The 20,347-nt window shown below is 73.3% G+C and carries 17 protein-coding genes; 6 read left to right on the top strand and 11 right to left on the bottom strand.

The genetic code is table 11. The features are described 5' to 3' along the window. Positions 1 to 12: 12 nt before the first annotated feature. Positions 13 to 555, bottom strand: coding sequence for a hypothetical protein (locus ACFVTX_RS06330; protein WP_386898706.1), 543 nt, complete (start codon positions 553 to 555; stop codon positions 13 to 15). A 251-nt stretch (positions 556 to 806) separates the two neighbouring features. Beyond that, complete coding sequence (locus ACFVTX_RS06325) at positions 807 to 3,137, bottom strand: heavy metal translocating P-type ATPase (protein WP_386898705.1); 2,331 nt, start codon at positions 3,135 to 3,137, stop codon at positions 807 to 809. Between the two features lie 167 nt (positions 3,138 to 3,304). On the opposite strand from ACFVTX_RS06325, the gene ACFVTX_RS06320 reads away from it, so the two are divergent. The 3 genes from ACFVTX_RS06320 (at position 3,305) to ACFVTX_RS06310 (ending at position 6,032) form a co-directional block, all read left to right on the top strand. Further along, positions 3,305 to 4,309: an NAD-dependent epimerase/dehydratase family protein gene (locus ACFVTX_RS06320; RefSeq protein ID WP_386898704.1), complete on the top strand. Its 1,005-nt coding sequence runs from the start codon at positions 3,305 to 3,307 to the stop codon at positions 4,307 to 4,309. 208 nt (positions 4,310 to 4,517) lie between these two features. Further along, positions 4,518 to 5,462 (top strand): arginase family protein, encoded by a 945-nt coding sequence (locus ACFVTX_RS06315; protein WP_386898703.1) that lies wholly within the window; start codon positions 4,518 to 4,520, stop codon positions 5,460 to 5,462. 84 nt (positions 5,463 to 5,546) lie between these two features. Continuing rightward, the gene (locus ACFVTX_RS06310; protein WP_386898702.1) at positions 5,547 to 6,032 is read left to right on the top strand and encodes a SixA phosphatase family protein; all 486 of its coding nucleotides are present in this window, start codon (positions 5,547 to 5,549) and stop codon (positions 6,030 to 6,032) included. Positions 6,033 to 6,120: 88 nt separating this feature from the next. On the opposite strand, the gene hutI is transcribed toward ACFVTX_RS06310, so the two are convergent. The 6 genes from hutI to hutH form a co-directional block, all read right to left on the bottom strand. Further along, positions 6,121 to 7,338, bottom strand: coding sequence for an imidazolonepropionase (hutI, locus tag ACFVTX_RS06305; protein ID WP_386898701.1), 1,218 nt, complete (start codon positions 7,336 to 7,338; stop codon positions 6,121 to 6,123). A 2-nt stretch (positions 7,339 to 7,340) separates the two neighbouring features. Further along, entirely contained in the window at positions 7,341 to 9,089 is a 1,749-nt protein-coding gene (locus ACFVTX_RS06300) for a urocanate hydratase (RefSeq protein WP_386898700.1), read from the bottom strand. A gap of 194 nt (positions 9,090 to 9,283) precedes the next feature. After that, positions 9,284 to 10,126 (bottom strand): CPBP family intramembrane glutamic endopeptidase, encoded by an 843-nt coding sequence (locus ACFVTX_RS06295; protein ID WP_386898699.1) that lies wholly within the window; start codon positions 10,124 to 10,126, stop codon positions 9,284 to 9,286. Continuing rightward, positions 10,123 to 10,932: a CPBP family intramembrane glutamic endopeptidase gene (locus tag ACFVTX_RS06290; protein ID WP_386898698.1), complete on the bottom strand. Its 810-nt coding sequence runs from the start codon at positions 10,930 to 10,932 to the stop codon at positions 10,123 to 10,125. The genes ACFVTX_RS06295 and ACFVTX_RS06290 overlap by 4 nt, the downstream gene beginning before the upstream one ends. Positions 10,933 to 11,035: 103 nt before the next feature. Continuing rightward, positions 11,036 to 12,445 carry a M23 family metallopeptidase gene (locus ACFVTX_RS06285; RefSeq protein WP_386898697.1) on the bottom strand — a complete coding sequence of 470 codons (1,410 nt, stop codon included), beginning with the start codon at positions 12,443 to 12,445 and terminating at the stop codon, positions 11,036 to 11,038. Positions 12,446 to 12,809: 364 nt separating this feature from the next. After that, a complete protein-coding gene (gene hutH / locus ACFVTX_RS06280; protein ID WP_386898696.1) occupies positions 12,810 to 14,372 on the bottom strand; it encodes a histidine ammonia-lyase in 1,563 nt (520 codons plus the stop codon). Between the two features lie 139 nt (positions 14,373 to 14,511). Here hutH and ACFVTX_RS06275 point away from each other — a divergent pair, with 139 nt between their 5' ends. After that, positions 14,512 to 15,351 carry an IclR family transcriptional regulator gene (locus ACFVTX_RS06275; protein ID WP_386898695.1) on the top strand — a complete coding sequence of 280 codons (840 nt, stop codon included), beginning with the start codon at positions 14,512 to 14,514 and terminating at the stop codon, positions 15,349 to 15,351. 111 nt (positions 15,352 to 15,462) lie between these two features. After that, on the top strand, positions 15,463 to 15,906 hold the full coding sequence (locus ACFVTX_RS06270) for a cupin domain-containing protein (protein WP_386898694.1): 444 nt from the start codon (positions 15,463 to 15,465) through the stop codon (positions 15,904 to 15,906). Positions 15,907 to 15,985: 79 nt separating this feature from the next. Here the strand turns inward: ACFVTX_RS06270 and ACFVTX_RS06265 are convergent, their stop codons facing one another. Both ACFVTX_RS06265 and ACFVTX_RS06260 read right to left on the bottom strand, forming a co-directional pair. After that, a complete protein-coding gene (locus ACFVTX_RS06265) occupies positions 15,986 to 16,579 on the bottom strand; it encodes an antibiotic biosynthesis monooxygenase (RefSeq protein WP_386898693.1) in 594 nt (197 codons plus the stop codon). Between the two features lie 161 nt (positions 16,580 to 16,740). Further along, positions 16,741 to 17,694: a LysR family transcriptional regulator gene (locus ACFVTX_RS06260; protein WP_386898692.1), complete on the bottom strand. Its 954-nt coding sequence runs from the start codon at positions 17,692 to 17,694 to the stop codon at positions 16,741 to 16,743. A gap of 70 nt (positions 17,695 to 17,764) precedes the next feature. Between ACFVTX_RS06260 and ACFVTX_RS06255 the strand changes: the two genes are divergently transcribed. Next, entirely contained in the window at positions 17,765 to 18,868 is a 1,104-nt protein-coding gene (locus ACFVTX_RS06255; protein WP_386898691.1) for a YeiH family protein, read from the top strand. A gap of 14 nt (positions 18,869 to 18,882) precedes the next feature. On the opposite strand, the gene ACFVTX_RS06250 is transcribed toward ACFVTX_RS06255, so the two are convergent. After that, positions 18,883 to 19,872, bottom strand: coding sequence for a YihY/virulence factor BrkB family protein (locus ACFVTX_RS06250; RefSeq protein ID WP_386898690.1), 990 nt, complete (start codon positions 19,870 to 19,872; stop codon positions 18,883 to 18,885). Positions 19,873 to 20,347 lie beyond the last annotated feature (475 nt).

The raw sequence follows: 20,347 nt of genomic DNA, 5'->3' as shown, positions 1-20,347 counted from the left end.
GAACCTCGCGCCTCATCCGAGCGTCGACGCCTCCTCGATCTCGGTCATCTGCCGTTCGGGCGAGAAGGCGTAGACCCAGCCGTCGGATTCGGCGACCCACCAGGTCTCGCCGCAGACCAGCGACGAGGCGAGCTCGATGCCGTCGGACCACCACGACGCGCGCATCGTGGGTGCGTCGAGGTACGTGATCTCCTCGCCGAAGGTGTTCTGCTCGGCCGGGCGCTGCGGAGCTGTGCCGACGGGCCACGCCTCGCACTGCTCGGCGAGCATCGATGCGTCGGCCTTCAGCCGGAGGAGGCGCTCGCTGCCGGTGGTGCGCACCTTCTCGGTGATCTCGGATGCCCCGGCCGGCACCCAGCCCGGAAGCTGCACCCGCTCGTCGGCGAGCCCTTCGCTGCCCGTCTCGTAGCGCACCTCGACGGTGTGTCCGGCGCCGCGCTCGTCGAGTGAGCGGTCGACCTCGTCGATCGCGCTGCACCCGGTGAGCCCGACGACGGCGGTGACGAGCACGGCCGAGCCGAGCAGGGTCGTGGTGAGGTTGGTCTTGGTGGTCATCTGATTCCGTTCTCTCGTTCGCCGTTGGAGGGCGAGTGAGTGAGATTACGGCTGACCGAGCTGTCGAACCTGAGAACGGATCCTGACGAAACTGCCGCTGATCAGCGGTTTGAGCCTGCGCATCGTTCGCAGGCATCGCCGAAGATCCCTCCTGCGGCGTACGGCCGATTCGACCGTTTCATCCCGAGGTCGCACGTCGGCGGGGGCGCCCCGCGATGGAGCGCCCCCGTTTCGTGGATGGTCGGTGCGGCTCAGCCCACCCGCTCGCGCACCGGGCCTGCGTCCTGGCCGGCCGTCCGGCCGAGCACCGCGCGGGCGGATGCCTCGGGGCGCAGGTCGAGGCGACGCAGCAGTTGCGCGTTCGCGGCGACGATCACCGTCGACAGGCTCATCAGGATCGCCCCGACCGACATCGGCAGCACGAAGCCGATGGGTGCGAGGATGCCCGCCGCGAGCGGCACCGAGACGAGGTTGTACCCGGCCGCCCACCAGAGGTTCTGGCTCATCTTGCGGTAGCTCGCCCGCGAGAGCTCGATGACCGACAGCACCGAGCGCGGGTCGCTCGACGCGAGGATCACCCCCGCCGACGCGATCGCCACATCGGTGCCTGCGCCGATCGCGATGCCGACGTCGGCCTGGGCGAGCGCGGGTGCGTCGTTCACGCCGTCGCCGACCATCGCGACGCGGAGGCCCTCGCGCTGCAGCTCCTGCACCTTCGCCGCCTTGTCTTCGGGGCGCACGCCCGCGTAGACCCGGTCGATGCCGAGTTCGGCGGCGACCGTGCGCGCGACGGGTTCGGCGTCGCCGGTGATCATCACGACCTGCACGCCGAGCGCGTGCAGCGCGTCGACCGCTTCGCGCGACTCGGGGCGGATCTCGTCGGCCAGTGCGATCGCGCCCGCGACCTCGTGGCCGACGATGACGTGCAGCACCGTCGCACCCGACTCGGACCAGGCTTGCGTGCCGGGCAGCGGCTCGGCACCGCGGCCCTCCAGCAGCGCGGGCCCGCCGACATGCACCGGGACGCCGGCGACGACGGCCGTGACGCCGAGGCCCGGCACCGCCTGGAAGCCCTCGACGGCGGGGAGCTCGAGGCCGCGGGCTGCGGCCTCGGCGACGATCGCTCGGGCGAGCGGGTGCTCGGAGTCGCGCTCGACGGCCGCGGCGATCTGGATCACGCCGGCGAGTTCGAACGCCGGTGCGGCCGTGATCTGCACCACCGCGGGTTCGCCCTTCGTGAGGGTGCCCGTCTTGTCGAACAGCACGGCCTCGACCGTGCGCATCGTCTCGAGGGCGAGGCGGTCGGTCACGAGCACGCCGCCCTTCGCGGCCCGCTCGGTCGCGATCGACACGACGAGCGGGATCGCGAGGCCGAGCGCGTGGGGGCAGGCGATCACGAGCACCGTGATGGTGCGGACGACCGCGTCGTCGGGGTTGCCGAGCAGGGTCCACGCGATCGCCGTGACGACGGCCGCGGCGAGGGCGAACCAGAAGAGCCAGCCCGCCGCACGGTCGGCGAGGCGCTGCGCGCGCGAGCTCGAGGCCTGCGCCTGCGCGACGAGCCGCTGGATGCCCGCGAGGGCCGTGTCGTCGCCCACCGCGCCGACGCGCACGCGGATCGCCGTGTCGGTCGCGACGGTGCCCGCGACGACGTGGTCGCCTGGGCCGCGGGTGACGGCGACCGATTCGCCCGTGATCATCGACTCGTCCATGGCGGCGGTGCCCTCGACGACCTCGCCGTCGGCCGGCACGCGCCCGCCCGGGCGGACGACCACCAGGTCGCCGACCGCGAGCTCGGAGGGGGAGACGGTCTCGGTGACCGGGGCGCCGTCGGGGCCGTCGGTCACGCGCTCGGCCTCGTCGGGCAGGAGTGCGGCGAGTGCGTCGAGCGCACTCGAGGCCTGCATGATCGACCGCATCTCGATCCAGTGGCCGAGGAGCATGATCACGATGAGCAGCGCGAGCTCCCACCAGAAGTCGAGGTGGTGGCTGAGCAGCATGAGGCTCGCGCCGAGGCTCGCGAAGTACGCGACCGTGATCGCCAGGCCGATGAGCAGCATCATGCCGGGCTTGCGGGCCTTGAGCTCCGACCATGCGCCCGTGAGGAAGGGCTTGCCGCCCCAGAAGTACATGACGGTTCCGAGCACCGGCGAGATCCACGGGATGATCGGGTTGTCGGGCAGCGTGTAGCCGAGGATCGACGCGAACATCGGGCTGAACGCGATCGTCGGGATCGCGATGACGAGCATGATCCAGAACAGGCGCCGGAACTGGCCGACGTGGTCGCCGTGACCGCCGTGGCCGCTCATGTCGTGTCCGGCGTGGGGGTCGTGCCCTGCGTGGCCGCTCATGTCGTGTCCGGCGTGCGGGTCGTGTCCGGCGTGCGGGTCGTGTCCGGCGGCCTCGTGGGCGGATGCCTCGTGGTGGGCGTGCGCGGCCGGCGTCGCGGCGGCGTGGGCGTGGGCCTGCGGCCCGTGCTCGGGCTGCGTGCCGTGCCCGGTGTGGTCGTGCCCGGCGTGGTCGTGCCCGGCGTGGCCTGCGTGGTCGTGCCCCGTGTGCGTCTCGTTCCTGCCGGTGCTCATTGCGCCGCCCTCCTGCGTCTCTGGCCTCAGGTTAATACCCCAGTGGGGTATTCGCAAGGGAGAACTCCGATGTCCTCGACGGTATTCCGAACCGCTGCCCGACGCGAGCGATCCGCGCTCGGCGAACACCTCTCCCGTGCACCGACGGCATCTGCTGGGATGGCGGGATGGACATCCTGATTCTCGGCGGCACGCAATGGCTCGGACGCGAACTCGCCCGGGAGGCGCTGCGGCGCGGGCACGACGTCACCTGCCTCGCCAGAGGCGAGGCGGGCGAGGTGGCGCCCGGTTCGCGGCTCGTGGTCGGCGACCGCTCGCAGCCGGACGCCTACGACGCGGTGCTCGACCGGGACTGGGATGCGGTGATCGACGTGACGCGCCAGCCCGGCTTCGCCCGGCGCGCCGCCGAGGCCCTCGCCCCGCTCGCCCGCCATTGGACCTTCATCTCCTCGGGCAACGTCTACGCGCGCCACGACGAGCCCGGAGCCGACGAGTCGGCCGAGCTCATGCCGCACCTCGAGGCCGACGAATCGACCCCCGAGACCTACGGCGAGGCGAAGTCGGCGATCGAGCAGGCCTATCGCGAGGCGGTCGGCGACCGTCTCCTCGTCGTACGCCCCGGGCTCATCGGGGGCCCCGGCGACGCATCCGGGCGCAGCGGGTACTGGGCCGCCCGCGCGGCGCGCGACGATGAGCCGATGCTCGTTCCCGGCATCGCCGACGCCGCCGCGCAGCTCGTCGACGTGCGCGACCTCGTCGACTGGACCCTCGACGCCGTCGAACGCGGGCTCGCCGGCGCCTTCAACGCGGTCGGCGACCGCTCGACGTTCGAGGCGTTCCTCGATGCCTCGCGCGAGGTCGCGGGCCACGACGGCGAGCTCGTCGTCGCGGACCCCGCATGGCTCGTCGAGCACGGCGTCGCCGAGTGGTCGGGCCCCGACTCGCTGCCCCTCTGGATCGTCGACCCGAGCTGGCGCGCCTTCCAGGACCGCTCGAATGCCGCCGCGCGCGCCGAGGGGTTCACGCCGCGCCCACTCGCCGACACGCTCGTCGATCTCCTCGCCTGGGAGCGCGCGCAGGGCCTCGACCGCCCGCGCGGCGCCGGTCTCAGCCCCGAGCGCGAGCGCGAGCTGCTCGCTGCGCTCCGCGCCGTGACCGCCTCCGCCGGTTGAGGAGCGACCTCGCCGGTTGAGGAGCGCCGACGCGAAGCGGCGACGCGTCTCGAAACCCGGTGAGCCGCTCTCGAGACCGGGTCACCGGGTTTCGAGACGCGTGCTCCTTCGTCGTGCGCACCTCAACCAAAGGGGAAGTCCGGTATCGCAGACAGGCGTCGCCCGGGATGCCTCGGCGGCACGCCGCCCCGCTCGCTAGCGTGGGGGCATGGCCGACGTCGCACTCTCGCATGATCCCCTCTGGCCCCGCGCAGGCGGCTGGCCCGCGCCCGAGACGCTCGGCCCCGAGGCATCCGCCGCGCTCGCGCTGCTCGGCGTGCCCGCCTGGCGCACCTCGCTCTCGCCCACGAACGCGCACACGACGCCCGCGGCGATCCGCGCGGCGCTGCGTCGCTACAGCCCAGCGCTCATGCCCGAGCGCGCGGGCGACGACCGGCCTGGCCGCGACGCCGTCGACCTCGGCGCGCTGAGCGTCGTCGACGCCGGCGACATCGTCGAGCCCGACGGACCCGAGGGTGAGGCGCGCACGCGCGCCCGCGTCGCCGAGCTGCTGGGGCGCGCCGAGACCGTCATGGCGCTCGGCGGCGACAACTCGCTCACCGTCGCGACCGCGCTCGGCGCCTACGGCGACCGGCTCGACACCGCCGGACTCGTCACGATCGACGCCCACTACGACCTGCGCGACGGCGTCTCGAACGGATCGCCCGTGCGCCGCCTCGTCGAGGCCGGGCTCGACCCGCGCCGAATCGTGCAGATCGGCATCGCCGACTTCGCGAACTCCGCCGAGTACGCCCGCCGCGCCGCCGAGCTCGGCATCACGGTGATCCACCGCGACGAGCTGCACGGCCGCCGCCCCGCCGACGTCATGGCCGAGGCGCTCGAGATCGCGGGCGCCGCCGGCGGGCCCGTGCACCTCGACATCGACGTCGACGCGTGCGACCGCGCCGTCGTGCCCGGCTGCCCCGCCTCGATGCCCGGCGGCCTCGCCGCGTGGGAGCTGCGCGCGCTCGTGCGGGCCGCGGGCCGTGACATCCGGGTCGTGAGCGCCGACCTCGCCGAGGTCGACGCGAGCGCCGACGCGCCCGACGGCCGCACCGTGCGCCTCGCCGCGCTCTGCGTGCTCGAGTTCCTCGCGGGGGTCGCCGCCCGCTGAGCGGGCCCGCACCTGCGACGCCTCGCCCGCCGGGCGGGACGCGGGGGACTGGTGGGGCGCGCGACGGAGTGCCACCCTGAAGAGATGAAGACGCTCTACCTCGTGCGGCACGCGAAGTCGGACTGGGGCGATCCGATGCTCGACGACCACGACCGCCCCCTCAACGACCGGGGCCTGCGCGACGCTCCCGCCATGGGGCACCGACTCGCCGAACGGGGCGTGCGCCCCGACCGCATCGTCACGAGCACCGCGGTGCGCGCGAAGAGCACCGCCCGCCTGCTGGCGCGCACACTCGGCATCGGCGACGACCACGTGGTGGAGGAGGCGAAGCTCTACGCGGCGTCCGAGCGGAGCATCCTGCACCTCGCCTCGACCCTCGACGACGCCGTCGGCATCGCCATGCTCGTCGGGCACAACCCCGGCATGAGCGACGCCGTCGGCGAACTCACCGGCGAGTGGGTCGAACTGCCGACGTGCGCCGTCGTCGAGTGCCGGGTCGACGTCGACGCCTGGTGCGAGCTCATCGAGGGCTCCGGCGAGCTCGTGCACCTCGACACGCCCAAGCACTGACCGTCGCGACTCCGCCGAACGACGAATCGCCCGCTTCCGAGCGGAAGCGGGCGACTCGGTCATCGATCGGATGCCGCGGGCCGGGCGTTCAGGCGACGCGCGCGCCGCCCGCCCACGTCGAGGCGATGAGCGGCACGCCCGGCCGGTAGGCCAGGTGCACGTGACTCGGGGCGTCGAGCACGGCGAGATCGCCGCGGAGCCCGGGACGGAGCGCCCCGACGTCGTCGCGCCGCAGCGCGAGCGCGCCGCCCGCGGTCGACGCCCACACGGCTTCGGCGGGGGTCATGCCCATGTCGCGCACCGCGACGGCGATGCAGAACGGCATCGAGCTCGTGAAGCTCGAACCCGGGTTGCAGTCGCTCGCGAGCGCCACGGTGACGCCGGCGTCGATGAGGCGCCGCGCGTCGGGGTAGGGCTGGCGGGTCGAGAACTCGACGCCCGGCAGCAGGGTGGCGACCGTGTCGGACGACGCCAGCGCCGTGACATCCGCGTCGCTCAGGAAGGTGCAGTGGTCGACCGAGGCCGCACCGAGCTCGACCGCGAGGCGCACGCCCTCGCCCTCGCCGAGCTGGTTGCCGTGCACGCGCACGCCGAGGCCCGCAGCGCGGCCGGCCTCGAGCACGCGGCGCGACTGCGCCGGCGTGAACGCTCCGCGCTCGCAGAACGCGTCGACCCAGCGCGAGTGCGGGGCGCAGGCGTCGAGCATCTCGCCGACGACGACCTCGACGTAGGCGTCGCCCGCCGCGACGGGGTCGCCGTCGAAGCGGGGGTCCTCGCGGAACTCGAACGGCACGACGTGCGCGCCGAGGAAGGTGACCTCGGGGGTGACCTCGCGGGCGAGGCGGACGAGGCGCTCCTCGTCGGCGACGCTGAGGCCGTAGCCCGACTTGATCTCGAACGTCGTGGTGCCCTGCGCGTGCAGCTCGGCGACGAAGCCCGCGAGCCGGGCGCGCAGCTCGTCGTCGGTGGCGGCGCGCGTCGCGGCGACGGTCGAGCGGATCCCGCCCGCCTCGTAGCGGCGCCCGGCCATGCGAGCGGCGAACTCCTCGGCGCGGTCGCCGCCGAACACGAGGTGCGTGTGCGAGTCGACGAACCCGGGGATCACCGCGCGACCGCCGACATCGACGATCTCGGCGCCGCTCGCGGGCACCTGCGCGGCGGCGTCGGCCGACGGGCCGACCCACGTGACGACGCCGTGTTCGACGAGCACGGCGGCGTCGCGCACGATGCCGAGCAGGCCGCCCTCGCGGCCGGGCTGCTCGTCGTTGGTGACGAGTTCGCCGATGTTCGTGATGAGGGTGTTCACGGTCACGCCTCGTCGAGCATCGGCACGTCGACGCCGCGCTCGCGCGCCACTTCGATCGCCCGCTCGTAGCCGGCGTCGACGTGACGGATGACGCCCATGCCGGGGTCGTTCGTGAGCAGCGCCGTGAGCTTCGCCGCGGCGAGCTCGGTGCCGTCGGCGACCGAGACCTGGCCCGCGTGGATGGAACGGCCGATGCCGACGCCGCCGCCGTGGTGGATCGACACCCACGTCGCACCCGACGACGCCGCCGTGAGCGCGTTGAGCAGGGGCCAGTCGGCGATCGCGTCGGAGCCGTCCTTCATGGCCTCGGTCTCGCGGTACGGGCTCGCGACCGAGCCCGAGTCGAGGTGGTCGCGGCCGATCACGATCGGCGCCTTCAGCTTGCCCTCGGCGACCAGCTCGTTGAACCGGAGGCCGGCCTTGTGCCGCTCGCCGTAGCCGAGCCAGCAGATGCGGGCGGGCAGGCCCTCGAACTCGACGCGCTCGGCGGCGGCGTCGAGCCACTTGTGCAGGTGCTTCTTCTCGGGGAAGAGCTCCTTGATGGCCTCGTCGGTGACGCGGATGTCCTCGGGGTCGCCCGAGAGCGCGACCCAGCGGAACGGCCCGAGGCCCTCGCAGAAGAGCGGGCGGATGTACGCGGGCACGAAGCCCGGGAACTCGAACGCCCGGTCGTAGCCGCCCTTGCGGGCCTCGTCGCGGATCGAGTTGCCGTAGTCGAAGACCTCGGCGCCCTCGTCCTGGAACTCGACCATGGCCTGCACGTGGTGCGCCATCGACAGCTGGGCCTGCTTCGTGAAGCCCTCGGGGTCGGCGGCCGCGGCCTGCTTCCACTCGGCGACCGAGACGCCCTCGGGCAGGTAGGCCAGCGGGTCGTGCGCGCTCGTCTGGTCGGTGACGACGTCGACGGTCAGCTCGCCGGCGCGGTGGCGGCGCAGGATCTCGGGGAAGACCTCGGCCGCGTTGCCGACGACGCCGACCGACCAGCCGCGCCGCTCCTCCTTGGCCTTGAGGACCTTGGCGATCGCGGTGTCGAGGTCGGTCTCGACCTCGACGAGGTAGCGCTTGCCGACGCGGCGGCGGAGGCGGGTCTCGTCGACGTCGACGATGAGGCAGGCGCCGTCGTTGAGGGTGACGGCGAGGGGCTGTGCGCCGCCCATGCCGCCGCAGCCGCCCGTGAGCGTGAGGGTGCCGGCGAGCGGGCCCTCGCTCTCGCTCGCGGAGTCCGCGCCCGCGCCGAGCGCGCTGCCGCGACCCTCGGCGATGAGCTTGCGGCCCACCGCGGCGAAGGTCTCGTACGTCCCCTGCAGGATGCCCTGCGAGCCGATGTAGATCCACGAGCCGGCCGTCATCTGGCCATACATCATGAGGCCCTCGGCCTCGAGCTTGCGGAACTCGGGCCACGTCGCCCAGTCGCCCACGAGGTTCGAGTTCGCGATGAGCACGCGCGGTGCCCACACGTTCGTGCGGAAGACGCCCACCGGCTTGCCCGACTGCACGAGGAGGGTCTCGTCGGGCTCGAGGCGTTCGAGGGTCTTCGTGATGGCGTCGAACGCCTCCCAGTTGCGGGCGGCCTTGCCGGTGCCGCCGTACACGACGAGGTCTTCGGGGTGCTCGGCGACCTCGGGGTCGAGGTTGTTCATGAGCATGCGCAGCGGCGCCTCGGTCTGCCAGCTCTTCGCGGTGAGTTCGGTGCCGCGGGCGGCGCGAACGGTGCGGGGGCCTGCGGGGGCGGCGGTGGGTGCATCGGTCATGGTTCGATGCTCGCTCACGCGATGCGATGCGGCAATGGATGCCACGCGGTGGCCGTCTGGGATCCCAGAATCGGGCCGGGGCGGGCGTCGCTGCGGCCCGGCGTGGAAAGCGAGAACAGCCCCCGGGCCTGGTCGGCTCGGGGGCTGTTCGGGTGTTCAGGATGCCGCGACCGCAGCGGCGGCATCCCCGGTGCCTATCGCCCGGGGACCGCGGTGCCCGGCTCGACGAGCCCCGTGCCTGCCGCGTTCTCGCCGACCTTGCCGCGGATGAAGATCAGCAGCACGAGGCCGGTGACGATGACCACGGGGTTGCCCAGCGCCGCGAACGCGGTGAGCGCGCCGTCGGCCGGGTAGGCCGACTGCAGGAAGATCGACGGGTCGGTCGTCGCGTGCAGCAGGATCGGCCAGATCAGGTGGCCGGTGACGCGCAGCGCGAGGTACATGCACAGGCCGAAGGCGAAGGTGTACACGAGCTGCAGCAGGGTCGGGACGAGTGCCTGACCCGTGAGCAGGTTGCCCGAGTGCAGCAGCGCGAAGAGCGCCGCGGAGACCAGGGCGACCGTGATCTCGCGGTACCCGCCCTTGCGCATCAGGTTCACCACGAAGCCGCGGGTCAGCGTCTCCTCGGCGAATCCGATGAAGAGGCCCGCCACCAGCCAAGCGACCACGAGGCTCGCACCGGCCGCGTCGTAGTCGATCGTCGCGAAGCGCAGCACGTTGAAGAGCAGCACCGCGACGACCGCGATCCACATCCACCCGCGCCCGCGGATCGGCTGCGGGCCGAAGAGTTCACGCAGCCAGCCCAGCGACCAGGCGAGCACGACGAGGACGAGGCCGCCGAACGCGACCGGGATCGCCGTGAAGATCCAGACGATCGCGGCCTCGTCGGTCTCGCCGGCCGGGAACAGCGGCGCGAACAGCAGCGGGACGCCCTGGTACACCGCGTAGTACGCGACGACGACCAGCAGCGAGCGCCACCATCCTCCGTGCTCCCAGAACCGTCGCCACGGCGACCCGGCGGTCTCGGCGGCGGTCATGCGAGGCTCGCGACGTTCGCAACCGGGCGCGGTGCGTCGGTGCGCTCGTCGGCGCCGCGGATGACGAAGGCGACGACGATGAGGCCGAGCGCGCCGGCGAGCATGAAGACGGGGGAGGCGAGCGCGGCGAGCGGGCCCGGGGTGCCGTGGCCGACGGCGAAGGTCGAGAAGTCCCACAGCCCGTGCAGCACCATGGCCCAGATGAGGGTGCCGGTCGAGCGGCGCAGGATGTAGAAGATCGTGCCGCCGAGGAACGCCATGCCGACCTGTGTCATCGTGAGGCCGATGTCCTGCCCGGAGAGAGCGTTCGTGAGGTGCATGAGGGCGAACGCGGCCGAGCTGATGAACCACACCCAGCCCTCGTGGAGACGGCTGCGCAGGCCCACGAGCAGCAGGCCGCGGGTCGCCATCTCCTCCGTGAAGCCGACGAGCATGAGCACGATCGACGCCGCGAAGAAGCCGAGGTCGTACGAGCCCCAGTCGGTGCTGGCGAGGTTGATCACGAGCGCGACCGCCATGATCGCGGGCACGAAGATCGGCCAGCGGGCGCCGTGCTTGCGGTCGAACAGGGCCGGGCGCCACCAGCCGAGCAGGCTCGCGGTGATCGCGAGCAGGATCGCGCCCACGATGAGCATGAGCCCCGCGCCGAGGAAGAGCGTGCCGCCGTCGCGGCCCATCTCGGTGTACGGAACGCCCGAGAGCTTGCCGACGATGAAGACGACGATGACGTAGCCGAGGAAGACCGCAAGGCCGATCCAGACTCGGGGACGGACGCGGAGAGCCGGTGCCGGCTGCGGGGATGTCATGATCCGAACGTATTGGATCGAGGAGGCCTGAGAGCCGCTGACGCGGGGCTGTGTTGCGAAATTCACCTGGGTGAATCACTGCGTGGCCCGAAGGCCCCGCACCTCAGCCGAGTTCGATGCCGCGGGCGGCCATGAACGGGATGGCGTCGATCGCCGAGCCGCCGAGCCGCACCTCGTAGTGCAGGTGGCACCCGGTCGACGCGCCGGTCGAGCCGACCGCGCCGATGAGTTCGCCGGCCGCGACCTGCTGGCCCGGGGCGACCAGGATGCCGCCGTCGATGAGGTGCGCGTACCCGGTCGTGACGCCCGCACCGTGGTCGATCAGCACCCAGTTGCCGTACGAGCCGTTCGCGCCGGCCTCGACGACGGTGCCGCCGGTCGCCGCGAACACGGGTGCTCGGCAGCCCGCCGCGAGGTCGGTGCCGCGGTGGAAGTCGTTGACGCCCGGCAGCGGCTTGTTCGGCCGCGGGCCGAAGCCGTCGGTGAGCCGACCCTCGACGGGCTCGGACCAACCCTGGTCGCTCAGCTGACCCGAGTCTTCGGGGAGGGTCTCGAGGAAGGCGACGCTCGTCGACGCGACCTTGGTCTTGAGCCCCGAGAGCTCGGCACGGGCTTCGGTCACGGCGCGCTCGGCCTCGGCGACCTCGTCTTCCGCGGACTCGACGTCGATCGCGTCGACCGCGGCCCACGCCTCGTCGGCCCGGGCCTCGGCGGCGTCGGCCTCGGCGTCGCGCTTCGCGGTGACCTCGAGGAGTCGATCGGCATCGCCCGCGATGTCGGAGATGCGGGCCACACCGCCGAGCCCGGCGAGCAGGTCGCGACCCGAGCCGAATGCGGCGTCCATCGAGTTGAGGGAGGCGTTGCCGCCCTTCGACGCCGCGAGGTAGCCGGCCGCCGCCACATCGGCGTCGTGCCGGGCCTCCTCGGCGAGGGTCTGCATGCGCTCGGCGATGCCGCGGGCGACCTCGCGCTTCGACTTCACGCCCTCGAGCGCCGCCTCGGCGTCGCGCAGCTCGGCGACTGCGCGGTCGAGCCGCGCCCGAGCCTGCAGCAGGGGGCCGACGTTCGAGTCGGTCGAGGTCGAGATGCGGGCGAACGGCCCGTCACCGATGAGTACGACCGGCGCACGGGGCGCGGTCGGGGTGGTCGGCGTCGTCACGGGCGGGATCGGCGTGCCCGGCGTGGGCTCGGGGGTGGGCGTCGGCTCGGGCGTCGGCTCGGGCGTGGGAGTCGGCGTGGGCTCTGGCGTCGGAGTCGGAGTCGGCTCGGGAGTGGGCTCCGGGGTCGGCGTCGGGGTGGGCTCGGGCGTCGGAGTCGGCTCGGTCGTCGGCTCGTCGCCCGCGTCGCTCGAACCGCTGTCGCCCGTGCTGCTCTCGCCGGTGCCGCTGCTCTCGCCCGTTCCGCTGTCGGTCGTCGTCGCGTCGGTGGTCGTCGTCTCGCTCGAATCGACCTCTTCGGCCACCGCGGGGGGTACGACGCTCATGCCGATGAGCACGGCCACGGCGGCGGTCACGACCGCAGTTCCACTCGGCCGGGCGCGTCGCGCTCGGAAGGGGTCGTGCGGGGCGAAGCTGAAGCGGTGCGGCATTGGATTCCGTTCGGGTTGCCGGGCTTTTGGCCGACGTACCTCAGTCTTGCATCCGCCTCTGCGGCACACAACAGTTCGGCCGGGTGCGATCGTGCCCTCTTCGGGGGATGAGCAGGAGGCCGGTTCGTGAACGGCTGGGGTCCCCGAAGTGGCGAGCGAACGCCCCCGTCGCATCGTCGTGCGGGGGTTCGGGCCGGTCGGAAGGCGGAAACGACGGAGGGCGGCCCGCCATCGCGAGTCCGCCCTCCGCGCCACCCCGGCGCCGTTGCGCCCGGGGTATCGAATCAGCTCACGCGAGCTCGCCGACGGGCGCTGCGGCGCGCGCGACGACCTCGCCCGCGAGCACTGCGGCGGTGACCGCCTCGATCTCAGGGGAGAGGAAGCGGTCGGGGCCGGGGCCGGCGCCGAGCGACTCGGCGAGGGCGACGACGGCGCCGGTCGGGGCGCCCGGCTCGAGGGGGGCGCGCAGCGCCAGTCCGCGTGCGGCGGTCAGCACCTCGATCGCGAGCACGCGCGCGAGGCCGTCGACGGCCCGGCGGAGCTTGCGTGCGGCGGCCCAGCCCATCGAGACGTGGTCCTCCTGCATCGCGGACGACGGGATGGAGTCGACCGAGGCGGGCACCGCGAGGCGCTTCATCTCGGAGACGATGCCGGCGGCCGTGTACTGGGCGATCATGAGGCCCGAGTCGACGCCGACCTCGTGCGCGAGGAACGGGGGGAGGCCCTGGTTGCGCGCGCGATCGAGGAACCGGTCGGTGCGGCGCTCGCTCATCGAGGCGACGTCGGCCGCCGCGATGGCGAGGAAGTCGAGCACGTACGCGACGGGTGCGCCGTGGAAGTTGCCGTTCGACTCGACCCTGCCGTCCTTCGTGAGCACCGGGTTGTCGACGGCGCTCGCGAGCTCGGCCTCGGCGACCGAGATCGCGTGCGCGAGGGTGTCGCGTGCGGCGCCGTGCACGATCGGGGCGCAGCGCAGCGAGTACGCGTCCTGCACGCGGCCGTCCTCGGGGCCCTTGTGCGAGTGGATGATGGGGGAGTCGCCGAGGAGCTTGCGGAAGTTCGACGCGGAGATCGCCTGACCGCGCTGCGGACGGAGGGCCTGCAGGTCGGCGGCGAAGACCGCGTCGGTGCCCATGAGGCCCTCGACGCTCATCGCGGCCGAGATGTCGGCGGTGGTGAGCAGCATGCGGAGGTCGGTGATGGCGAGGGCGAGCATGCCGAGCATGCCGTCGGTGCCGTTGATGAGGGCGAGGCCCTCCTTCTCGCCGAGGTGGAGCGGCGCGATGCCGGCGGCAGACAACGCCGACGAGGCATCCGCGAGTGCGCCGTCGGCGCCCCGCACCTCGCCTTCGCCCATCGCGACGAGCGCGCAGTGCGCGAGGGGCGCGAGGTCGCCCGAGCAGCCGAGCGAGCCGTACTCGCGCACGACGGGGGTGATGCCGGCGTTGAGGATCGCCGCGTAGGTCTCTGCGGTCTCGCGGCGCACGCCGGTGCGGCCGGTCATGAGCGTCGAGAGGCGCAGCAGCATGAGCGCGCGGACGACCTCGCGCTCCACCTCGGCGCCCGAGCCGGCGGCGTGCGAGCGCACGAGGCTCGCCTGGAGCTGCGCGCGGCGGTCCTCGGCGATGAAGGTCGTCGCGAGCGCGCCGAACCCGGTCGAGATGCCGTAGTGCGGGTTCGGGTCGGCGGCGAGGGCGTCGATGATCTCGCGGCTCGCGGCCACCTCGTCGAGGGCGGCGGGGTCGAGCACGACGGATGCTCCGTGGCGGGCCACGGCGACGACGTCCTCGATGCTGAGGCCGGCGATGCCGACGGTGACGGCGGGGGAGGTCGAAGGCGCGATGCTGCTCATGCTCTCGATTCCACACGTTCGCTGTACGCGCGTGAAGAGGCTGCGCCCGGTGTCCGTCCGGAATCCCAGACACCTAAGCTGGAACCCCGGAGCCGCCCCACACCCCTCACCACGTCGACGCCCCTCGAAAGGACACAAGATGTCGCAATCCACGCCGCAGAGCGACCACTTGCGTCATCTCGATCGCCCGGTGGGTGGCGAGCGGTCGAAGGTGCCCGCCGCCGATCAGACGCTCGCGATCCTCGCGCACCTCGCCGCGCAGCGCGGCCCGGTGCCCGCGACGACCATCGCGCAGGCGCTCGAACTGCCGCGCTCCACCGTCTACCACCTGCTCGCCGTCATGCAGGAGCGCGGCTTCGTCGTGCACCTGCCCGAGGATCGCCGCTACGGACTCGGCATCGCCGCGTTCGAGCTCTCGAGCGGGTTCAGCAGGCAGCAGCCGCTCGCCCGCCTCGGCGGGCCCCTCGTCGCCGGGCTCGTCGACCGCCTCGGCGAGAGCGGCCACCTCGCCGTGCTGCACGGCCGCGACGTGCTCTACCTCGTCGAGGAGCGCGCCCCCCGCCGCCCCTCGCTCGTGAGCGACGTCGGCGTGCGCCTGCCCGCGCACCTCACCGCGACCGGGCGGGCGATGCTCGCCGCGCTGCCGCCCGCGCAGTTGCGGGCGCTCTACCCCGACCGGGCCGCGTTCGCGTGGCGCGGTGCGCCGTCCGACGACGACGAGGCCGCGTGGCGGTACGGCCGGCTCAAGCAGGTGCTGCAGCGGGTGCGCGAACAGGGCTGGGCCGCCGAGGACGGCGAGGTCACCGAGGGCCTCGCCTCCGTCGGCGCCGTCGTGCTCGACCACGTCGGCTGGCCCGCCGCGGCGATCGCGGTCACCTACCGGGCGGACTCGGATGCCGCGTCGCGATCCGACGACATCGCCGCCGCCGTGCGGAGCGCGGCCGCCGAACTCTCCCGTCGCATCGGCGCTGCGCGCTGACCCGCCTGCCCTGTCCCGCCCGCGCGAGTCGGCGAAGAGTGTCGGGAAATCGTCGTTCGACGACACTTTGTAGCGAGTCGCGAACCGGCGCCGCGCGGTAGCGTGGCGGGCGTGACGGCATACGAGGTACTCGAGATCGGCGCGCTCGACGAGTGGCGCGCACACCACGGCGGGTTCCGCCCCGACAGCTCGCGCGACGGTCGGCGGGTCGTCGACCACGATCTCGCGATGCAGTACATCGGGCTCACCGCGAACGCGCTCGAACCGGGTGAGGAGGCCGGCTACTGGCACACGCACTCCCGCATCGAGGAGCTCTACGTCTTCATCTCGGGGCGCGGGCAGATGGGTCTCGACGACGAGGTCGTCGACGTCGGCCCGGGCACGGTCGTCCGGGTCGGGCAGGACGTCGCGCGCACCTGGCGCTGCGCGCCCGACGGCACCGAGCAGCTGCGCTGGCTCTGCATCAGGGCCGGCGGGAGCGAACTGCCGCACCTGCCCGACGACTCGGCGCGCCTGCCCGAGCGGCCGTTGCCCTGGGCCGAGTCGGTCGAGTAGCGGAGCGTATCGCGACCACGGGCGCGTGCGGTCTCGACACGCGCTTCGCGCTGCTCGACCGACCTTCGCGCGACGGCGTCTACGCGCGCGTCGTGAGCCAGCGGTGCAGTCGGCGGGTGACCCACGGCAGCACCCAGTACGTCATGATCGGCGTGAGGATGAGCGTCGTCACGAGTGCGCGCAGCCAGATCGGCAGCTCGCCGAAGCCGGGCACCGGTGAGACGAGGTACGAGAACGCGAGGTTCACGGGGAAGAAGCCGAGCCAGATGGTGACGGCCTGCTTCCACCGCGGCGGCGCGGGCGGCGCGGATGCCTCGTCGAGGGGCGTGCCCGTGGCATCCGCCGCAGGAATCGACCCGGTGGCCGGGTCGTCGAACCAGCCCTCGATGCCGGTGCGCCGTTTGCTGCGCTCGGAGCGCACGAATCCCTCGCCCATCGACAGCCACCAGGTGCGCTCGCTCGAGCGCTCCCAGGCCTCGAGGGACTCTTCGCTCGCGAAGCGGTAGAGCATGTGCCACACCTGCGACGACTCGCCCGCCCGCACCCAGCCCGAGCCGAGGAAGCCCGGGTACTTGTTCGCGAGGTTCACGCCGGTCTGCACCCACGCGGTCGCCTCGTTGATGTGCGCGGGGTCGACCTCTCTGCGGATGGAGACGGTGATGGGTTCGGACATGCTGGTGTTCCTCGGGTTCCGGGCGCTTGTGGCGGGGGAAGTCGGTGGGGGAGGGCGCAGCAGGGTGGCGCGCGCCGACTGTCGAGTGTACTTCGAGGATGTTTCGCGTTCGTGACGCGGTGCGCGGTGGCTCGAGCGTGCTCGCGGTCGGGCCGGGAGCCTCAGCCGCCCAGCTGCCCGAGCAGCGCCGCGGCCGGTGCCGACAGCGGCTCGCCCGAGCGCCACACCGCCCGCAGCCGCCGGTCGAGCGCGAGCCCCTCGACGGGCACCTCGACGAGGTCGCCGCGTGCGATCCACGGGCGCACCGCGAGCTCGCTGAGCACCGCGGGCCCGGCGCCGGAGGCCGCCGAGATGAGCACGGCGGCGTTGCTCGAGAGCACCATCGCCGGCGGGGCGAGTTCGCGAACGCCGGATGCCGCGTGGGCGCCGCCGACCGTCGCGCCGGTGCCGGCCGCGCTGTCGGCTCCGCTCCCCGCGAGCGCCTCGGCGAGGGTCGATCGCGTGCCCGAGCCCGCCTCGCGGGTGACGAGCGGCGTCGCCGCGAGCTCGTCGGCGGTGACGTGGGTTCGGCGCGTCCACGGGTGCGAGGGGGCGACGACGACCACGAGCCGGTCGCGCGCGACCGTTCGACTGCGGAGGCTCCGCGGCACCGATGGCGACTCGACGAAGCCGAGCTCGATCTCGCGGGCGGCGAGGAGTTCGAACACCTGGGTCGAGTTCTCGACCCGCACCCGCACGTCGAGTTCGGGGTGGGCGTGCCGGAGCCCGGCGATCCACGCGGGCAGCAGGTACTCGGCGACGGTGAGGCTCGCGGCGAGATCGAGCCGGGCCGAGTGGCGTTCGCGCAGCGCGCCCGCGGTCGCGAGCAGTTCGGCGGCGCCCTCGACGAGCCGCCCCGCGAGTTCGGCGACGACCATGCCGTCAGCCGTGAGCCGCGAGCCGCGGGGGTGGCGTTCGACGAGGGAGAGCCCGAGATTGCGTTCGAGGTTCGCGAGCGAGCGGCTCGCGTTGGGCTGGGCCATGCCGACGGCGCGGGCGGCGGCGCCGAGGCTGCCGTGCTCGCCGACGGCGGCGAGCAGTTCGAGCACGGCGAGCTCGGGCCAACGGGTGGGCATATCTGCATGATATGCCTCGATGCCGGATCGACGGCTACTGCGGGGCAGCGCGCGCTGCGAACGTAGAGGCATGTTCCACCCCGCACCACGCGCGCCGCGCACCCCCCGGGCGCAGCGCACCCTCGCCGAGCGGCTCGTCGCCCGGGTCGTCCTGCTCGCCCCCGGCCTCGCCCTCGCCGCCGCAGCCGCAGGGCTCGCGCTCGCGGCCACCCTCGTCGTGCCCACGCTGAGCGCACTCCTCACCGCGATCGTGCTCGGCGTGCTCGTGCGCAACTTCGCCCCCCTCTCGCCGCGCCTCGAACCCGGGCTCGCGTTCGCGGCGAAGCCGCTGCTGCGCCTCGGAATCGTGCTGCTCGGCCTGCAACTCGTGCTCGGGGACATCCTCGCGCTCGGCCCGGGCATGATCGCGGTCGTCGTCGCGATCGTGGTCGGCGGCATCGGTGCGACCCTGCTCATCGGCCGCTGGCTCGGCATCGGCGCGACCCAACGCCTCCTCATCGCGTGCGGATTCTCGATCTGCGGCGCGGCCGCGGTCGCCGCCGTCGACGGGGTCGTCGACGCAGAGGAGGAGGAGGTCGTCACCGCCGTCGCCCTCGTGGTGATCTTCGGCACGCTCATGATCCCGTTGGTGCCGTTCGTCTCGGGACTCCTCGGCCTCGACGAGCGCCAGGCGGGCATGTGGGCCGGCGGTTCGATCCACGAGGTCGCGCAGGTCGTCGCCGTCGGCGGGGCGCTCGGCGGCACCGCGCTGGGCGTCGCCGTCGTGGTGAAGCTCGCGCGCGTGCTCATGCTCGCGCCCGTCATGGCGGTCATCGGGCTGCAGCAGCGTCGCGCGCTCGCCCGCGCGGCCGCGTCGGGCTCGGGCGGGCTCTCGGGCGAACCGGATGCCACGGGCGCCCGCCGCGCGTCGAAGCAGCCGCCGCTCGTGCCGCTCTTCGTGCTCGGCTTCATCGCGATGGTCGCGATCCGTTCGCTCGGCCTCGTGCCGCCCGCCGTCGTCGCCGGGGCGGGCGTCGCGCAGACGATCCTGCTCGCCGCGGCGATGTTCGCCCTCGGCACCGGGGTGCGGTTCAGCATGTTCCGCCGGGCCGGGGCGCGCCCGTTCGTGCTCGCCGGGGCGTCGACCGTCGTCGTCGGCGGCATCGCGCTCGCCGGAGTCGCCCTCGTCGGCTGAGCGGAACCCGGCGGCTACTCGTCGAGCCGGAGGTGCCGCGAGGCCTGGACATCGCGCTGGCGCTGCTCGCGGTTCTTCGCGATCACGCGGTCGTCGCGGAGCGGCAGCTGCACCTGCTCCTCGGCGATGATGCCGGCCCGCAACTGCCGCACCCGCTCGACCTCGGTGTCGAGCACCCCGCCGAAGAGCAGCGCGAGGTTCGACAGCCACACCCACAGCAGCAGGGCGATCACTCCGCCGAGTGCGCCGTACGTGCGCTGGAAGGTGCCGACGCCGAACACGTAGAGCGCGAACAGCGCCGTGACGGCCACCCAGGCGAACAGTGCGCCGAGGGCGCCGACGCTGAACCACCGCAGGTGCCGTCGCTTCACGTTCGGCGCCGCCCAGTAGAGGAGGGCGATGAGGGCGATGCCGATCGCCGCGAGCACGGGGACCTTCGCGAGGTCCCACCAGAACGCGACGCCCTCGTCGAGCCCGAGCGCGCGGGCGAGTGCTTCGGCGACCGGACCCGAGACGACGAGCCCGAGCCCCGCCATCGTCGCGAGCACCACGACGACGGCCGAGACCGCGAGCATCGCCGGGCGCATCGCCCAGAACGGGCGCCCCTCCTCGACGCCGTAGATGCGGTTCAGCCCGCGGCCGAGCGATCCCACGTAGCCCGAGGCCGCCCACAGCAGGGCGAGCAGGCCCGTCACGAACGCGAGACCCGCATGCGAGGCATCCAGCAGCTGCTCGAGCGGTGCGCGCAGCGCGACCGCCGTCTCCTCGCCGCCGAGATCGCCGACGACGTCGAGGAACACGACGACCACGTGTTCGGCGCTGCCGAACAGGCCGACCGCGGCGAGCACCGCGAGCAGCGCCGGCAGGCTCGCGAGCACCGCGTAGAAGGTGAGTGCAGCGGCGATGTCCTGCACCTGGTTGATGCGGTACTCGTGCGCCGTCCGGGTGAGGACGACCCGCCAATCGTCGCGCGACAGCCTGATTGGGGAGGAGGGAGCGGACATGCGGGTCTCCGATCGCGGGCGATGCCGAGCCTACGGCGCCCCGCGTGCGCACGACAGGGGGTTGTGCGGTTCGACACCGCGGCGCGCGTGGGCGAAGATATGCCGACGGCCACCGCCGCGAACGACGCCCACTCGACTCGCACCCGAACGACAGACCGGAGCGCCCCGATGTACGACCTTCCCCGCCCCGCCCGGCCCCCCGGCTACCAGCTCAACCCGCTGCGGGTGCGGCGGGCCGCGCTCAAGGTCGCCTTCGTGTTCGTCACCGGCGGGCTGCTGCTCGCCGTCATCGCCTCGCTCTCGGGCGCGGGGCTCGCCGGCACGATCACGCAGGTCGCGCTCGAGGCCGCGTGGTGGATCGTGCTCGCCCGCTGCCTCCGCTCGGAGGACGAGGAGCTCGACCCCTCACGGCCGTGGTGGCAGGCGACGTACCGGCCGACGGCGAGCTTCGCGATCACCGCGTACTTCGCGTTCG

The organism is Agromyces sp. NPDC058136 (assembly GCF_042884375.1).
In the GTDB taxonomy this organism is placed as follows: Bacteria; Actinomycetota; Actinomycetes; order Actinomycetales; family Microbacteriaceae; genus Agromyces.
This window is presented reverse-complemented; position numbering and strand designations above follow the sequence as displayed.

Coding starts and splice junctions, on each gene's coding strand:
- ACFVTX_RS06300 (WP_386898700.1), bottom strand. CDS start 9,089: ATGACCGATGCACCCACCGCCGCCCCCGCAGGCCCCCGCACCGTTCGC.
- ACFVTX_RS06295 (WP_386898699.1), bottom strand. CDS start 10,126: ATGACCGCCGCCGAGACCGCCGGGTCGCCGTGGCGACGGTTCTGGGAG.
- ACFVTX_RS06310 (WP_386898702.1), top strand. CDS start 5,547: ATGAAGACGCTCTACCTCGTGCGGCACGCGAAGTCGGACTGGGGCGAT.
- ACFVTX_RS06275 (WP_386898695.1), top strand. CDS start 14,512: ATGTCGCAATCCACGCCGCAGAGCGACCACTTGCGTCATCTCGATCGC.
- hutH (WP_386898696.1), bottom strand. CDS start 14,372: ATGAGCAGCATCGCGCCTTCGACCTCCCCCGCCGTCACCGTCGGCATC.
- ACFVTX_RS06255 (WP_386898691.1), top strand. CDS start 17,765: ATGTTCCACCCCGCACCACGCGCGCCGCGCACCCCCCGGGCGCAGCGC.
- ACFVTX_RS06260 (WP_386898692.1), bottom strand. CDS start 17,694: ATGCCCACCCGTTGGCCCGAGCTCGCCGTGCTCGAACTGCTCGCCGCC.
- ACFVTX_RS06330 (WP_386898706.1), bottom strand. CDS start 555: ATGACCACCAAGACCAACCTCACCACGACCCTGCTCGGCTCGGCCGTG.
- ACFVTX_RS06290 (WP_386898698.1), bottom strand. CDS start 10,932: ATGACATCCCCGCAGCCGGCACCGGCTCTCCGCGTCCGTCCCCGAGTC.
- ACFVTX_RS06265 (WP_386898693.1), bottom strand. CDS start 16,579: ATGTCCGAACCCATCACCGTCTCCATCCGCAGAGAGGTCGACCCCGCG.
- ACFVTX_RS06325 (WP_386898705.1), bottom strand. CDS start 3,137: ATGAGCACCGGCAGGAACGAGACGCACACGGGGCACGACCACGCAGGC.
- ACFVTX_RS06250 (WP_386898690.1), bottom strand. CDS start 19,872: ATGTCCGCTCCCTCCTCCCCAATCAGGCTGTCGCGCGACGATTGGCGG.
- ACFVTX_RS06320 (WP_386898704.1), top strand. CDS start 3,305: ATGGACATCCTGATTCTCGGCGGCACGCAATGGCTCGGACGCGAACTC.
- ACFVTX_RS06315 (WP_386898703.1), top strand. CDS start 4,518: ATGGCCGACGTCGCACTCTCGCATGATCCCCTCTGGCCCCGCGCAGGC.